This is a genomic window from Geodermatophilus sp. SYSU D00814, from assembly GCF_054050055.1.
Window position 1 is genome coordinate 1 of the sequence record NZ_JBJGYP010000020.1, and the last position, 14185, is coordinate 14185.

Below are 14185 nucleotides of genomic sequence, written 5' to 3' on the forward strand. Positions count from 1 at the left end.
TCGGCTCGGGCACCCGCGGCGCCAAGCTGGCGCTGCCCGGTGCCGCGCTCGCGGCGCTGCCGGCGGGCGACCTCCTACAGCCACAACGCCCTCCCCTGCCCCCCCACCCCCCGCCCCCCGCCCCCCCCCCGCCCCACCCCCCCCCCCCCCGCCCCCGCCCCCCCACGCGCCCGGCCCGGCCCGGCCCACTGCCGCGGAAGTGCACCGGTCAGGGGCGGGGGGTCTCCCCGTCGTCGTCGGGCGTCTCGTCGGGCAGGTCCTCGACCACGACGAGGAACGGGCGCGGCGGCAGCGGGCGCTCGTCGTCGTCGATGGGCAGCAGGTCCGTCCCGTCGCCGCCGGCCACCGGCAGCTCGTCGACGACGGCCTCCAGCTCGCCGGTGACCGCCTCGAGCACCGCGGCGGCCTCCTCCGCGGCCCGCTCGACGAGCGCCTCGGTGGCGGTGGTGTCGGCGCGGCTGGGCAGCGGCGCGGGCCGGCCGAAGGCGTAGCCCTGGGCCATGGCGCAGCCGTGCCGGCGCAGCCACTCGGCCTGCTCGAGGTCCTCGATGCCCTCGGCGATGACCTGCAGCCCCATGCCCTGGCCCAGCTGCAGCAGCCCCTGCACCAGCGCCGCCGACGACGGCTCGCGGACGACGCCCGCGACGAACGAGCGGTCGATCTTGACGGTGTGGATGGGCAGCCGGTGCAGCGCGGTGATGGCCGAGTAGCCGGTGCCGAAGTCGTCGAGCGCCAGGGTCACCCCGCGGGCGGTGACCTCCTGCACGGCCTGCAGGGTGGCCTCGGCGGCGAACAGCGCCGTCGACTCGGTGATCTCCAGCTCCAGCCGCTCGGCCGGCAGGCCGGACTCGTCGAGCGCGGCGGCGACCAGGTCGCTGAACCCCTCCTCGGCCAGGTGCCGGGCCGAGACGTTGACGTGCACCCGCAGCCCGGCGGGCCAGCCGGCGGCGTCGTCGCAGGCGCGGCGGAGCACCCACGCGCCCAGCCGGGAGGTGAGCCGGTTGTTCTCGGCGGCGTCGAGGAAGGCGCCCGGCGGGAGCAGCCCGCGGGTGGGGTGCTGCCAGCGGATGAGCGCCTCGTAGCCCAGCAGCGTCTCGTCGGTGAGGGACACGATGGGCTGGTAGAAGAGCCGCAGCTCGTCGGCGTCCAGCGCCCGGCGCAGGTCGGTCTCCAGCTGCAGCAGGTCGACCTCGTCGTCGGTCAGGCCGCCGTCGTGCACCTCGATGCGCGCCCGGCTGCCGTCGCGCTTGGCGCGGGCCAGCGCGCTGTGCGCCCGCTTGAGCAGCTCGTCGGGACCGACGTCGGAGCCGAGGGTCAGCCCCACGCTGGCCGACAGCACGATCTCGCGGCCGCCGAGCTGGAAGGGGTCGTCGAGGACGGCGAGCAGCCGGTCGGCCAGGGCGCGCAGCCCGTCGAGGTCCTCGACGTCCTCGGCCAGGATCAGGAACTCGTCGGCGCCCAGCCGCACCGCGGTGTCCTCGACCCGGGTGCTCCACCGCAGCCGGTCGGCGACCTGGCTGAGCAGCTGGTCGCCGGCCTCGGTGCCGAGGGTGTCGTTGACCGCCTGGAAGCGGTCGAGGTCGAGGTGCACCAGGCCCACCTGCAGCCCGCGGCGGCGCGAGAGCGCGAGGGCGTGGGCGAGCCGGTCGGTCAGCGCGCGCCGGTTGGGCAGCCCGGTGAGCGGGTCGGTGAACGCCCGGCGGACCAGGTCCTCCTCGGCGCGGCGGCGGTCGGTGACGTCGACCAGCGACAGGACGGCGAACTGCGGCTCGCCGGTGCTGCGGTGGACGACGTCGTGGGACTGCTGCACCCACAGCTCGCTGCCGTCGGCGCGGCGCAGCCGGCGCTCGCCGTCCCGCTGCAGCCACGGGTCGAGGTCCGCGTCGACGCCGGCCTGCCCGCCGGGCGCACCGTCGGACAGCGGGGCGTCGTCGGGGTGGGCGAGCAGGTCGACGTGCCGGCCGACCATGTCGTCCATGCCGCGCCCGGCCAGTGCGCACAGAGCGTCGTTGACCACGAGCAGGTGGCCGTCGAGGTCGACGAGGGCCTGCGGGACGGGGGAGGAGAGGAACAGGGCGCGGAACATCTGGCCGCGGTCGGCCAGCAGCGTGTCGATGGCCCGCAGCCTCGTCCCCGCCGGTGCCTGCGCGCGCCCGGCGGGCTGGCCGGCCCGGGGCCGCGGCGCGTGGGAGGCGCTGAGAGTCACCTCGACAGGGTGGCCGACACCGCCGCCGGAACCGCGGAACCGGCCCCCGGAATGTCGTGGTCGAACGCTCACTCACCGTCACATCGGGGACTGCCGTGTCCTCCCGGGACGGGTGGGGCGCGCCCGTGAGCTGCGCCTCCGTCCGACCACGCAGGGTCCCGGCGCACGCACCTGCGGACACCGGGTGTCCGCTGCCTCCTCCCGGGGGGATGCCCGCGCGCCCGACCCGGGAGCAGGGTGGCCACCCCGAGGGAGGAGCGCGTCATGGAGTGGAAGCTCGAGCTGGTCGCCGTACCGGTCAGCGACGTGGACCGGGCCCTGACCTTCTACACGGAGGGCGCCGGGTTCCACCTCGACCACGACCACCGGGTCAGCGACGAGGTGAGGTTCGTGCAGCTCACCCCGCCGGGCTCGGCGTGCTCGATCGCGATCGGCACCGGCCTGCTCGACACGCCGCCCGGGTCGGTGCAGGGACTGCAGGTCGTCGTCCCCGACGTCGAGGTCGCCCACGAGGAGCTGACCGCCCGCGGCGTGGCGGTCAGCGAGGTCCAGCACCTCCCCTGGGGGTCGTTCGTGTTCTTCAGCGACCCGGACGGCAACGGCTGGGCGGTCCAGCAGCTGCCTCCGCGCTGAGCGCCGGGAACAGCGCGCCCGTCCGGCGCGCTGGTCCTGCCGTGGACAAGCGCATCGGCTTCCTCTCCTTCGGTCACTGGCAGCCCATCGCCGGGTCGCGGGTGCGCACCGCGCGCGACGCGCTGGTGCAGTCGGTGGAGCTCGCCGTCGCCGCCGAGGAGCTCGGCCTCGACGGCGCCTTCGTCCGCGTGCACCACTTCGCCCGGCAGCTGGCCTCGCCGTTCCCGCTGCTGTCGGCCATGGCCGCGCGGACCTCGCGCATCGAGGTGGGCACCGGCGTCGTCGACATGCGCTACGAGAACCCGCTGTACATGGCCGAGGAGGCCGCGGCGACCGACCTGCTCAGCGGCGGCCGGCTGCAGCTGGGCATCAGCCGCGGGTCACCGGAGACGGCGCTGCGCGGCTCGGAGGCATTCGGCTACGTGCCGCCTCCCGGGACGACCGACGCCGACCTGGCCCGGGAGAAGACGGCGCTGTTCCTCGCCGCCGTGCGCGGGGCGGCCGTCGTCGACGCCGACCCCGCGATGACCGGCGGGACGCCCGCCCGGCTCGCGGTGCAGCCGCAGTCGCCGGGCCTGGCCGACCGGATCTGGTGGGGGTCGGGCACCCGCGCCACCGCCGTCCGGACCGCGGAGCAGGGGCTGAACCTGATGAGCTCGACGCTGCTGGTCGAGGACACCGGCGTGCCCTTCGACGAGCTGCAGGCCGAGCAGATCGAGCGCTACCGGGCCGCCTGGGCCGCCGCCGGGTGGGAGCGCGAGCCGCGGGTGTCGGTCAGCCGCAGCGTGGTCCCGGTCGTGTCCGACCTCGACCGCGCCTACTTCGGGGACCGCTCCGGCGAGGACCAGGTGGGTCTGCTCGAGGGCGTGCGCGCCCGGTTCGGCAAGAGCTACGTCGGCGAGCCCGACCGGCTGGCCGAGGAGCTGGCCAAGGACGCCGCCGTGCGCGAGGCCGACACCCTGCTGCTCACCGTGCCGAACATGCTCGGCGTCGAGTACAACGCCACGCTGCTGGAGAACGTCGTCCGGTACGTGGCGCCGGCGATCGGCTGGGTGCCGGCCGGACAGCGCTGAGCGCCGGGCTCCCGGAGGAGCCCGGCGCACAGGCCGGTCGGTGCGTGGGGATCAGACGGCCTCGAAGGAGACGTCGCCCGCCGCGTCGATGGTGGCGACGATCGCGGCGCTGTCGGTCGGGTCGTCGGCGGCGCTGACCACGCAGTCGAGCTGCAGGCCGTCGGCCGCGACGAGGACGCTGCGGTCGGACTCGCAGGAGGAGACGACCTCCAGGCCGGTGCTGGCGGTGAACTCGTCGGTCAGCGAGGCCTCGACGTCGGCCACCTGCACGAAGACGGCATCGCTGGAGATGGTCACGTTGCCCTCGTCGTCGGTCTGCTCGACGGTGTAGGTGACCTCCTGACCCTCCACCTGGGCGGTGCAGGTGCTCACGGTGCCGGCGGCGAGCTCGACGTCCTCGGGGCAGCTGACGTCGCTGACGGTGACGCCGGCCTGCTCCTCGGTGAGGGCGACGATCTGGCGCTCGGCCTCGGCGGTGTCGAGGACCGAGCCGCTGAAGAGGAAGAAGGCGCCGACGCCGAGGCCGGCGACCACGAGGGCGGCCAGGATGCTGCCGATGATCGCGCCGGTGCGCTTCCTCGGCGGGGCGGGCGGCTGACCGAAGCCGGCGGGGGCGCCGAAGCCGTTCGGGGCGCCGTACCCGTTGGGGGCGCCGTAGCCGTTCGGAGCGCCGGGGGCGGGGAAGGCCGGCGGCGCGTAGGGGCCGGTGCCGTGGGGCTGGCCGGCGTTGTGGACCTGGGTCATGGCGGGCTCCTCGTTCGGTCCCGGGTCCGTCCCGGGTGCTCGGGAGCACCGTGCCGCCTGCCGCTTGCGGATCGCTTCGACGTCACTTGCAAGCGGCCGCCAGTGATCCTGAGACCCGGGTTCAGGTGGCCGGCCGGTCACCGGGCCAGGGTCTCGTCGAGCCAGTCCAGCAGGCGCTGCTCGACCAGCGCACGGGCCATCGGCTCGCAGTGGCGGTCGGCGCCCTCGGCTGCTGGAGAGCGGGTCCACCGCTCCGGGCCTGACGGTGCACCACGGGAGCCGCTGGCCTCGCACCGGGTGTGATGGCGGGGATGCGCGCCGTCCGGAGGAGCATCCCCCAGCGTGTCCGGCGCGAGAGGGACCTTGCCCTCCGTCGGGGTCGGTGCCACCTTGGCCGCCTCCGCTGCACAGGAGGTGCGCCGTGTCCCGCAGTGACGTCGATGCGCTGAACAGGACCTTGGAGCAAGCGCTCGAGAAGGGCGACTCAGCGCTGGCAGCCACCATCTACGCACCAGACGCCCGGTTGCTCCCCCCGGGATCGGAGCCGGCGACGGGTCGGCAGATCCAGGCGACCTGGCAGAGCTTCATGGACATGGGCGTGAGCGGAGCCCGGCTCGAGACCGTGAGCCTCGAGGAGCGTGACGATCTGGCGGTGGAAGAGGGCCGTTACGAGATGCACGCCGGTCCGGACACCGTCGACGCGGGCAAGTACGTCGTCGTCCACCGCCGCCAGCCTGACGGCAGTTGGAAGCTCGCCATCGACATCTGGAACTCGAGTCAGAGTCCACCGTCGTCCTCGGACGGCTAGGCCGCCGGGTCAGGATGCGCGCCCGGCAGGGATCGAACCTGCGACCAAGTGCTTAGAAGGCACCTGCTCTATCCGCTGAGCTACGGGCGCTCTCGGCCGATGATGACACCTCCCGCGCCCTCGGTGCCGCCGTGGCACGGAGGGGTGACGTGCGGGCACCGGTGCGTCCACAGGGGCCGGGCCCCTCCACAGGCCGCGCGGACGGGCCTCCCCGGCGTCGCGGCGGGGCGAGGGTCGTCGCGGACCGGCACCGTGCCGGCCGCACCGACCCGAGGAGCACCGTGAGCGCCACAGAGATCACCGTGACCGGCAACGTCGTCACCGCACCCAGCCGCGTCCGCACGCAGAACGGCAGCGTCACCAACTTCCGCGTCGCCTCCACCGAGCGCCGCTACGACAGCACCGTCCAGGGCTTCGTCGACGGGGCCACGTTCTTCGTCGACGTCGAGTGCTGGAACGAGCTGGGCGGCAACGTCTCGCACAGCGTCAGCAAGGGCGACCCGGTCGTCGTCGTGGGCACCATCCGCACCCGCGAGTGGGACTCCGACACCGGCCGCCGCAGCCGGCCGGTCGTCCGCGCCGCCGCCGTCGGGCCCAACCTGGCCCGGGGGACGGCGGAGTTCCGCCGCACCCAGCGCGCCGCGACGGCCGCCCCGGACCCGGCGCCTCAGCACGAACCGGTCCCCGGCGAGACGACCCTCGGGGACCGGGACTATCCCGGGGCGGTCGGGCCGTTGTACGTCGTGGACCCCGACACCTCCGCGGCCGGCCCCGCGCTCGACGGAGACCTCGACGGAGACCTCGACGGAGACCTCGACGAGGAGCTGGGCGCACTGCCGGAACCGGCGCTGCACTAGCCGCCCGCGGACTGGGAGGATCGGGACCGAGAACGCACGGGGGCGGGGCCGGTGGTCGCCACCGGCCCGCCCCCTCCTGCGGATCGACGCAGGCATCGACACCGCACCGACGGAAGGCCCGAACGCCCAGTGGCTCAGTACATCTACTCCATGGTCCGTGCCCGCAAGGCGCACGGCGACAAGGTGATCCTGGACGACGTCACCCTGTCCTTCCTGCCCGGCGCCAAGATCGGCGTGGTCGGGCCCAACGGCGCCGGCAAGTCGACCGTCCTGAGGATCATGGCCGGCCTCGAGACGGCGTCGAACGGCGACACCGTCCTCGCCCCGGACGCCACGGTCGGCATGCTCCAGCAGGAGCCGCCGCTCAACGAGGAGCTCGACGTGCGCGGCAACGTCGAGGAGGCGGTCAAGCCGCTGCGCGACGCTCTGACCCGCTTCGAGGAGGTCAGCGCGGCGATGGGCGAGCCCGACGCCGACTTCGACGCGCTGCTGGCCGAGCAGGGCGAGCTCATGGAGGTCATCGAGCAGCACGACGGCTGGGAGCTCGACGCCCGCATCGAGCAGGCGATGGACGCCCTGCGCTGCCCGCCGGGCGACGCGGACGTCACCGTCCTCTCCGGCGGTGAGCGCCGCCGCGTGGCGCTGTGCAAGCTGCTGCTCGAGGCGCCGGACCTGCTGCTGCTCGACGAGCCCACCAACCACCTCGACGCCGAGAGCGTGGCCTGGCTCGAGCAGCACCTGGAGAAGTACGCCGGCACCGTCGTCGCCGTCACCCACGACCGGTACTTCCTCGACAACGTCGCCCAGTGGATCCTCGAGCTCGACCGCGGCCGGGCCTACCCCTACGAGGGCAACTACTCCACCTACCTGGAGACCAAGGCCACCCGCCTCAAGGTCGAGGGCGCCAAGGACGCCAAGCGGCAGAAGCGGCTGGCCGAGGAGCTGGAGTGGGTGCGCTCCGGCGCGAAGGCGCGGCAGGCGAAGAGCAAGGCCCGCCTCGCCCGCTACGAGGAGATGGCCGCGGAGGCCGACAAGTACCGCAAGCTGGACTTCGAGGAGATCCAGATCCCGCCGGGCCCGCGGCTGGGCAACGTCGTCGTCGAGAGCCAGGACCTCACCAAGGGCTTCGGCGACCGGATCCTCATCGACGACCTGTCCTTCACGCTGCCGCGCAACGGCATCGTCGGCGTCGTCGGCCCCAACGGCGCGGGCAAGACCACGCTGTTCAAGATGCTCGTCGGCGAGGAGAAGCCCGACGACGGCGAGATTAAGGTCGGCGAGACGGTCAAGATCTCCTACGTCGAGCAGACCCGCAGCGGCATCGACCCCAAGAAGACGCTGTGGGAGGTCGTCTCCGACGGCCTGGACCACATCAAGGTCGGCAACGTCGAGATGCCCTCGCGGGCCTACGTCGCGGCGTTCGGGTTCAAGGGCCCCGACCAGCAGAAGCCGGCCGGCGTGCTGTCCGGCGGTGAGCGCAACCGGCTGAACCTGGCGCTCACCCTCAAGCAGGGCGGCAACCTGCTGCTGCTCGACGAGCCCACCAACGACCTCGACGTCGAGACGCTCACCAGCCTCGAGTCGGCGCTGCTGGAGTTCCCCGGCTGCGCCGTGGTCGTCAGCCACGACCGGTGGTTCCTCGACCGCGTGGCCACCCACATCCTCGCCTACGAGGGCGACTCGAAGTGGTTCTGGTTCGAGGGCAACTTCGCCGACTACGAGAAGAACAAGGTGCAGCGGCTCGGCCCCGAGGCGGCGCGTCCGCACCGGGCCACCTACCGCAAGCTCACCCGCGACTAGCTGTACTGACCGGGCACGTTGGTCAGGCGGCTGATGGGTGGGTGACCGCCGATGCCGGTGTGGGGCCGGTGGTGGTTGTAGGCGTGTAGCCAACCAGGAAAGGCCGCCCGGCGGTCGGCTTCGCTGGTGAACAGCTGGGCGAAGGCCCATTCGCTGGTCATGGTGCGGTTGAAGCGCTCGACCTTGCCATTGGTCTGCGGCCGGTAGGGGCGGGTCCGCTTGGCGGCGATGCCCAGCTGGGCGCAGGCGGCGGTCCAGTCGCGGCTGCGGTAGCAGCCGCCGTTGTCGGTCAGCACCCGCCGGGCGGTCACCCCGCGATCGGCGAACCAGTCGGCCGCCCGGCGCAGCACCGCGGCAGCGGTGGGGCCGGTCTCGTCTGCACAGATCTCGGCGTAGGCCAGCCGCGAGTGGTCATCGAGGACGACGTGGATGAACCCGTGACCCATCAGCGGGTTGCCGTAGCGGCTGCGGGCCCGGCCGCCGTCCAAGTGTCGGTTGGCCTTGCCCTGGACTCGGCCGAGGAACCGCCAGCCGCCGCCGGCCGGGATGTTGCCCAGCTTCTTGACGTCGGCGTGCAGCAGATCCCCGGGCGCGGGGTGCTCGTAGCGCACGACCACCTGTTCGCGGCGCTCGAGCTGAGCCAGCCGGCTGATCCCGCAGCGGCGCAGTACCGCCCCGGCGGTGGCGGGGGCCACCCCGGTCTCGGCGGCCAGCCGGACCGGCCCCCAGCGCTTGCGCAGCCGCAGCGACACGATCCGCTTCGTCGTCACCGGGTCGGTCTTGCCCGGGCTGGTGGCCGGCCGGCTGGATCGGTCGGCCATCCCCGCGGCACCCTCGCTGCGATAGCGCTCGGCCCAGCGGTCCGCGGTCGGCCAGCTGACGCCGAAGAACTCTGCGGCCCGGCTCTTGGGCCAGTCCTCCTCAACGACCAGGCGGGCCAGGCGCAGCCGCTGGCGCGGGGTCAGCGCGGCATTAGCGTGGAGCATGAGGACCTCCGGAGCTCGTGGAATGGGTGCCTTCAGCAGCTCCACTCCACGCCCGGAGGTCCTCCCTCCACAAGATCGATCAGTCAGATCCCGTGATCACACGCCCTCGACCAACGCCTCCGGTCAGTACAACTAGCCCAGGACCCGGCCCCGCAGGGGGCCGGTCCAGCACCTCGCCACCGGCCGGCCGGAGCACTGGTTCCGGCCGGCCGGTGGCGTCTCAGCCGCCGAAGGCGGCGACGAAGCGGGCCTGGCGGCGCGTCTCGACCGCGCGCGGCCGGTACACGCGGCGGACGAACGCCGCGGCCTCGCCCGCCGGCACGCCGTCGAGGACGGCCAGGCACGCCAGCGCCGTCCCGGTCCGCCCCGTCCCGCCGCCGCAGGCGACCTCCACCCGCTCACCTGCCGACCGCTCCCACGCCTCGACCAGCGCCGCGCGCAACGCGTCGGGGTCGGCGGGCAGCCGGAAGTCCGGCCAGCGCACCCAGCGGACCTCCCAGCCGGGGTCCGCCGGCGGCCGCCCCAGCAGGTGGACGCCGAAGGACGGCAGCGGCCCGGCGGGGAGTGGTGCGCGCAGGCCGCGACCACGCACCCGGCGCCCCGAGGGCAGCACGACGACGCCCGCAGCGCCGTCGTCCCACCCGTCCACGCCCAGGAGGGTAGGGCGGTGCGCGCTCCTCCGGCGCCCCGAGCACCGGATGTGCACGCACCGCGGCGGAAAGGTGCTCCGCGGCGCGGTGTGTGCACACACCGCGGGCGGACGGGCGCGGTCGACGTCGTCAGCGGCGGTGCGGCAGGGTGTCGCACCGTGCGGTACACGGTGCAGGTCCCGATGCGCTGGTCGGACATGGACGCCTACGGCCACGTGAACAACGTCGTCCACCTGCAGTACTTCGAGATGGCCCGCGTGGCGCTGTTCTTCGAGCGCGCCTCCCTGGAGGAGCGCACCGGGCTGCGCCGCGGCACCGTCGTCGCCGCGCACGAGATCCGCTACAAGCTCCCGGTCGTCTACTCGGCCCGCCCGCTCGACGTCCAGCTGTGGGTGTCGGACGTGCGGGCGGCCTCGTTCACGTGCCACTACGAGGTCTTCGACCACGAGCGGCTCGCCGTCACCGGCAGCACGCTGCTGGTGCCCTTCGACTTCACCATCAACCGCCCGCGCCGGCTCAGCGCGGACGAGAAGGAGTTCCTCGAGCGCTGGGCCGACGAGCCGGGGGAGTGACGCCCGGGGTCAGCGGACCGGGGCGGCGTAGGCGACGGAGCTGCCCGCGTGCATCCAGTCGCGCGGCGGCGCGGTCTCGACCACCCGCTTGCCCAGCGGGAACAGCCCGACGGCGGCGAGCTTGAAGGACGCGACGCCGAAGGGGATGCCGATGACCGTCAGGCAGAACGCGATCCCGGCGACGACGTGCAGCAGCGCCAGCCACCACCCGGCGACGAGGAACCACAGCAGGTTGCCCACCGCCGAGGCCACCCCGGCGCCCGGCGCGCGCACCGTCGTCCGCCCGAAGGGCCACACCACGAACCCGGCGAGCCGGAACGCGGCGATGCCGAAGGGGATGGTGACGACCAGCAGGCAGGCGATGGCGCCGGCGAGGGCGTAGGCCAGTGCCAGCACCCAGCCGTGCAGGACGAGCCAGACCAGGTTCAGCAGTGTCCGGAGGGTGTCCACACCGGTACCACGGGCCGCGCGGCGCGGAGGTTCCGCGGAGGCTGCCGACCGGCCGTCACACGACCCGCGGCACCGGCCGGTCGGCGCCGGTGGGCATCCCGCGCTCGGCCGCCTCCTCCTCCGGCACCAGCCGGACGACGGCGCCCTCGGCGACCTCCGCGCCGGCGAACACCCCCGCGTTGACCCCGCCTCGGTGCACCATCGCCTTGACCAGCCGCACGCCGGTCAGCCGCTCGAGGTGGGTGCACGGCGGGCAGCGCTTGGCGCCGAAGAGCAGCGCGTCCCCCACGGCGAACCAGCGGCCCACCAGCGACGGGAGCTCGATGCCGGTGGTGACCAGGTTGCGGCGGGTGTCCCCGGGCGTCAGGGGGGCGCCCATCTCGGCAGCGACCGCGGCGACGTCGGCGGCGTCGATGAGCGTCAGCTGCTTCTCCAGGTCCGGGTACTGCGCCCACGTGCCGCCGCCGAGGGCGTAGCGGTCGCCCTCGAGCCCCCGGCCGGCCACCAGCCGCGCGGAGGTCACCCGCCGCATCGGCGCGGCCGCCGTCGGCGTCAGCCAGATCTCGGTCAGCGTGCCGGTCACGGGACCTCCGGGGAGCGGCGGCGAGGAGACGGGTCGTCGTCGGCACCGCGGGCGTCGAGCGCCTCGCTGACGTCGTGGGCCATCTGCAGCACCTGCACCAGCAGCGGTGCCACCGTCGTCCGTAGGGCGCGGACCCCGCGCGCCGTGCCGCCGCGCGCGGCCTGGGCGGCCCGGATCCGGTCGGCGCGCTCGACGAGCACGGGGATGAACCGCAGCGCCATGGCGATGGCCAGCCCGACCCGCGCCGGCCGGACGCCGACCAGCCGCAGCGGGGCGCACAGCCGCTCGACCACCCGGACCATCTCGCTCACCCGCGTCGTCGCGGTCACCACGGCCGCGGCGAGCACCAGCGTGAGCAGGCGCAGCGCGACGTGGGTGCCGGTGCGCAGGTCCGTGGTCACCGCGTGGACCACCAGCAGCGCCAGCAGCCACCACACGACCGCGTGCGCCTGCCGGGCCAGCACGGCCGCCGGCAGCCGGGCCACCAGCAGCCCGACGGCGACCACGCCCGCCAGCGCGGCGGCGGCCGCCGTCACCGAGGGCAGGGCGAACAGCGCCACGGCGAGCACGACCAGGGCCAGCAGCTTGGCCCCGGCCGGGAGCCGGTGCACCAGACCGGCTCCGGGGACGTAGAGGGTGAGGGTCACCGGACCGCCATCAGCGCGCGGTAGGCGGCCACGGCCGGGCCCGGGGCGGCGTCCTCGACGACCCGGCCGCCGTCGACGACCAGCACGCGGTCGAAGTCGTCGAGCAGGTCCAGCTGGTGGGTGACCACGACCACCTGCTGCTCGAGCCCGGCGATCAGCTCGGCCACACGGCGGGCGTTGACCAGGTCCAGCAGGGTGGTCGGCTCGTCGAACACGACGCGGGCCGGGCGCATGACCAGCACGCCGGCGATGGCCAGCAGCTGCTTCTGCCCGCCGGAGAGCAGGTGGGCCGGGTGGTCGGCGTGCCCGGCCAGGCCGTTGCGCTGCAGCGCCTCGGCGGTGCGGGCGGCGCGCTCGTCGGGCGGGACGCCCTGGTTCTCCAGCCCGTAGGCGACGTCCTCGGCCACCGTCGGGTGCACGATCTGCGCGTCGGGGTCCTGGAACACGAACCCGACCCGGCGGCGCACGGCGCGCACCTGGGTGCGGGTGTCCAGTCCGTCGACGAGCACCCGGCCCTCGCTTGGCACGACCAGGCCGTTGAGCAGCCGGGCGAACGTGCTCTTGCCCGAGCCGTTGGCGCCGATCACGCCGACGCGCCGCTCGGTGAGCGTCAGGTCGAGGCCGTCGAGCACCACCCGGTCCCCGTACCGGTGCCCCACGCCGCGCAGCTCGATGCCGCGCGCGGGGTCGGCGACGTCGTCGGCCGGCGGCGCCGCACCGGGACGGCGGAACCTCACCGGGCGCCGGCGGCCCGCCGGGGACGCTCGATGACCGGGTAGCTGCGCCGGACGACGTCGGCGACGGCCGCGGCGACGAAGGCCTTGAACAGGTCGCCCGGGATGAAGACCGCGGCGCCGGACCAGAACGCCTCGGCCCACGGCAGCCCGACGACGGCCTTGAGCACGGGGACCCCGATCGCGTAGACGACCACGATGCCGCCGACGACGTTGACCACCGTGCCGACCAGGACGTTGTACCGGTCCCAGGTGCGTTCGGTCAGCCAGCCGATCACGAATGCGGCCACCGGCCAGCTGAACAGGTAGCCCGCCGTCGGGCCGGCGAAGGGTGCGAGGCCGCCCGCGCCGCTGGACAGCAGCGGCAGCCCGACGGCCACCAGGACCAGGAACAGCAGGACGGCGAGGGAGCCGCGGCGGGCGCCCAGGACGGCGCCGGCGAGCATCACGCCGAGCGTCTGCGCGGTGATCGGCACCGGGCCGACGGGGATGGCCGGCAGTGTGCCCAGCACCGCGATGATCGCGGCGAAGAGGGCGACGTAGGCGAGGTCCCGGGTCTTCACGGTGTCTCCTCCGAGAGGCAGCGGGCGGCGGCCCGCGCGGTCTCGGCGGAAGGTACCGGAGGACGGCGCCGGAGCGGCGGGCCGGGCAGGTCGTCGACCGGACGGGGGACCCCGGAGACGGTCGCCGACAGTGTCGGCGCGCTCACCTGCAGGAACGCCGGCCGGTTTGCCGGGCTCCGGGGACCCGTGTTGTCTGGGGTCCTGAGCCCCTCGGCGAAGGCGGAACGACAGGCATGGCAACCGGGTGGTGGGCGTCGCTGTGGACGTGGGGACGCACCACACCACGTGAACGGCCCACGGAGCCCCGCGCCCGGGCCCCGGACGACGGGTCCCGGCCGGCGGCGCCCGGTCCGCGCCCCGTGCACACACAGACGTCCGGTCCCTCCGGCCGACCCGGGTCACCCCCCGACCCGGCGCGCAGCAGCCCGCTGCTGCGTCCTCCCATCGAGACGACAGGAGCCCTCCCCGTGGCACAGCTGGACAACATCATCGCCGACCTGCTCGCGATCGAGGGCGCCAGCGGCGCCGCGATCGTGGACATCGACAGCGGCATGGCCCTCGCGAGCGGGGGCACGCCCGGGTTCGACCTGAACGTCGCGGCCGCCGGGAACTCGAACGTGGTGCGCGCCAAGCTGCGCACCATCCAGGACCTCGAGCTCAAGGACGAGATCGAGGACATCCTGATCACGCTGCAGAACCAGTACCACCTGATCAACGTGCTCAAGGGCCAGAACAACTCGGGCCTGTTCATCTACCTGGCGCTCAACCGCGTGACGGCGAACCTCGCCCTCGCCCGGCACAAGCTGCGCGCGGTCGCGAGCACCGTCGCCGTCTGAGCGAGGACCTCCCTGCCCCCACCGCTCGGGGCAGGGAGGTCAC

At 74.3% G+C, this 14185-nt stretch carries 16 protein-coding genes and 1 tRNA gene; 7 read left to right on the plus strand and 10 right to left on the minus strand.

Features of this window, described 5'->3' with window-relative positions:
- Nucleotides 1-208 precede the first annotated feature (208 nt).
- A complete protein-coding gene (locus tag ACI780_RS16295) occupies nucleotides 209-2206 on the minus strand; it encodes a putative bifunctional diguanylate cyclase/phosphodiesterase (RefSeq protein ID WP_456873186.1) in 1998 nt (665 codons plus the stop codon).
- A gap of 264 nt (nucleotides 2207-2470) precedes the next feature.
- On the opposite strand from ACI780_RS16295, the gene ACI780_RS16300 reads away from it, so the two are divergent.
- Both ACI780_RS16300 and ACI780_RS16305 read left to right on the plus strand, forming a co-directional pair.
- Nucleotides 2471-2839 (plus strand): VOC family protein, encoded by a 369-nt coding sequence (locus ACI780_RS16300; protein WP_457004208.1) that lies wholly within the window; start codon nucleotides 2471-2473, stop codon nucleotides 2837-2839.
- Nucleotides 2840-2880: 41 nt separating this feature from the next.
- On the plus strand, nucleotides 2881-3912 hold the full coding sequence (locus ACI780_RS16305; RefSeq protein ID WP_457004210.1) for an LLM class flavin-dependent oxidoreductase: 1032 nt from the start codon (nucleotides 2881-2883) through the stop codon (nucleotides 3910-3912).
- A gap of 51 nt (nucleotides 3913-3963) precedes the next feature.
- Here ACI780_RS16305 and ACI780_RS16310 read toward each other — a convergent pair whose 3' ends face one another.
- Complete coding sequence (locus tag ACI780_RS16310) at nucleotides 3964-4656, minus strand: DUF4333 domain-containing protein (RefSeq protein ID WP_457004212.1); 693 nt, start codon at nucleotides 4654-4656, stop codon at nucleotides 3964-3966.
- A 421-nt stretch (nucleotides 4657-5077) separates the two neighbouring features.
- Here ACI780_RS16310 and ACI780_RS16315 point away from each other — a divergent pair, with 421 nt between their 5' ends.
- Nucleotides 5078-5464: a YybH family protein gene (locus ACI780_RS16315; RefSeq protein ID WP_456873190.1), complete on the plus strand. Its 387-nt coding sequence runs from the start codon at nucleotides 5078-5080 to the stop codon at nucleotides 5462-5464.
- A gap of 17 nt (nucleotides 5465-5481) precedes the next feature.
- On the opposite strand, the gene ACI780_RS16320 is transcribed toward ACI780_RS16315, so the two are convergent.
- Nucleotides 5482-5554 (minus strand) — tRNA-Arg (locus tag ACI780_RS16320).
- A 191-nt stretch (nucleotides 5555-5745) separates the two neighbouring features.
- Between ACI780_RS16320 and ACI780_RS16325 the strand changes: the two genes are divergently transcribed.
- Entirely contained in the window at nucleotides 5746-6321 is a 576-nt protein-coding gene (locus tag ACI780_RS16325; RefSeq protein WP_457004214.1) for a single-stranded DNA-binding protein, read from the plus strand.
- A 129-nt stretch (nucleotides 6322-6450) separates the two neighbouring features.
- A complete protein-coding gene (gene ettA / locus ACI780_RS16330; RefSeq protein ID WP_456872970.1) occupies nucleotides 6451-8121 on the plus strand; it encodes an energy-dependent translational throttle protein EttA in 1671 nt (556 codons plus the stop codon).
- Here ettA and ACI780_RS16335 read toward each other — a convergent pair.
- Both ACI780_RS16335 and ACI780_RS16340 read right to left on the minus strand, forming a co-directional pair.
- On the minus strand, nucleotides 8118-9107 hold the full coding sequence (locus ACI780_RS16335; protein WP_457004216.1) for an IS481 family transposase: 990 nt from the start codon (nucleotides 9105-9107) through the stop codon (nucleotides 8118-8120). The genes ettA and ACI780_RS16335 overlap by 4 nt on opposite strands.
- 220 nt (nucleotides 9108-9327) lie before the next feature.
- Nucleotides 9328-9756: a protein-tyrosine phosphatase family protein gene (locus tag ACI780_RS16340; RefSeq protein ID WP_457004218.1), complete on the minus strand. Its 429-nt coding sequence runs from the start codon at nucleotides 9754-9756 to the stop codon at nucleotides 9328-9330.
- Nucleotides 9757-9915: 159 nt separating this feature from the next.
- On the opposite strand from ACI780_RS16340, the gene ACI780_RS16345 reads away from it, so the two are divergent.
- Nucleotides 9916-10329 (plus strand): acyl-CoA thioesterase, encoded by a 414-nt coding sequence (locus tag ACI780_RS16345; RefSeq protein ID WP_456872972.1) that lies wholly within the window; start codon nucleotides 9916-9918, stop codon nucleotides 10327-10329.
- 9 nt (nucleotides 10330-10338) lie between these two features.
- Here the strand turns inward: ACI780_RS16345 and ACI780_RS16350 are convergent, their stop codons facing one another.
- The 5 genes from ACI780_RS16350 to ACI780_RS16370 are packed head-to-tail and all read right to left on the minus strand — an operon-like array spanning nucleotide 10339 to nucleotide 13306.
- Nucleotides 10339-10779 (minus strand): YccF domain-containing protein, encoded by a 441-nt coding sequence (locus tag ACI780_RS16350; protein ID WP_456872973.1) that lies wholly within the window; start codon nucleotides 10777-10779, stop codon nucleotides 10339-10341.
- Nucleotides 10780-10834: 55 nt separating this feature from the next.
- On the minus strand, nucleotides 10835-11362 hold the full coding sequence (locus tag ACI780_RS16355; RefSeq protein ID WP_457004221.1) for an MOSC domain-containing protein: 528 nt from the start codon (nucleotides 11360-11362) through the stop codon (nucleotides 10835-10837).
- The gene (locus ACI780_RS16360; protein ID WP_457004223.1) at nucleotides 11359-12009 is read right to left on the minus strand and encodes an energy-coupling factor transporter transmembrane component T family protein; all 651 of its coding nucleotides are present in this window, start codon (nucleotides 12007-12009) and stop codon (nucleotides 11359-11361) included. The genes ACI780_RS16355 and ACI780_RS16360 overlap by 4 nt, the downstream gene beginning before the upstream one ends.
- Nucleotides 12006-12746 carry an energy-coupling factor ABC transporter ATP-binding protein gene (locus ACI780_RS16365; RefSeq protein ID WP_457004225.1) on the minus strand — a complete coding sequence of 247 codons (741 nt, stop codon included), beginning with the start codon at nucleotides 12744-12746 and terminating at the stop codon, nucleotides 12006-12008. The genes ACI780_RS16360 and ACI780_RS16365 overlap by 4 nt, the downstream gene beginning before the upstream one ends.
- Entirely contained in the window at nucleotides 12743-13306 is a 564-nt protein-coding gene (locus ACI780_RS16370; RefSeq protein WP_456872977.1) for a biotin transporter BioY, read from the minus strand. The genes ACI780_RS16365 and ACI780_RS16370 overlap by 4 nt, the downstream gene beginning before the upstream one ends.
- 467 nt (nucleotides 13307-13773) lie before the next feature.
- Here ACI780_RS16370 and ACI780_RS16375 point away from each other — a divergent pair, with 467 nt between their 5' ends.
- Nucleotides 13774-14142 (plus strand): hypothetical protein, encoded by a 369-nt coding sequence (locus tag ACI780_RS16375; RefSeq protein ID WP_456872978.1) that lies wholly within the window; start codon nucleotides 13774-13776, stop codon nucleotides 14140-14142.
- Nucleotides 14143-14185: the final 43 nt, after the last annotated feature.

Coding starts and splice junctions, on each gene's coding strand:
- ACI780_RS16300 (WP_457004208.1), top strand. CDS start 2,471: ATGGAGTGGAAGCTCGAGCTGGTCGCCGTACCGGTCAGCGACGTGGAC.
- ACI780_RS16310 (WP_457004212.1), bottom strand. CDS start 4,656: ATGACCCAGGTCCACAACGCCGGCCAGCCCCACGGCACCGGCCCCTAC.
- ACI780_RS16335 (WP_457004216.1), bottom strand. CDS start 9,107: ATGCTCCACGCTAATGCCGCGCTGACCCCGCGCCAGCGGCTGCGCCTG.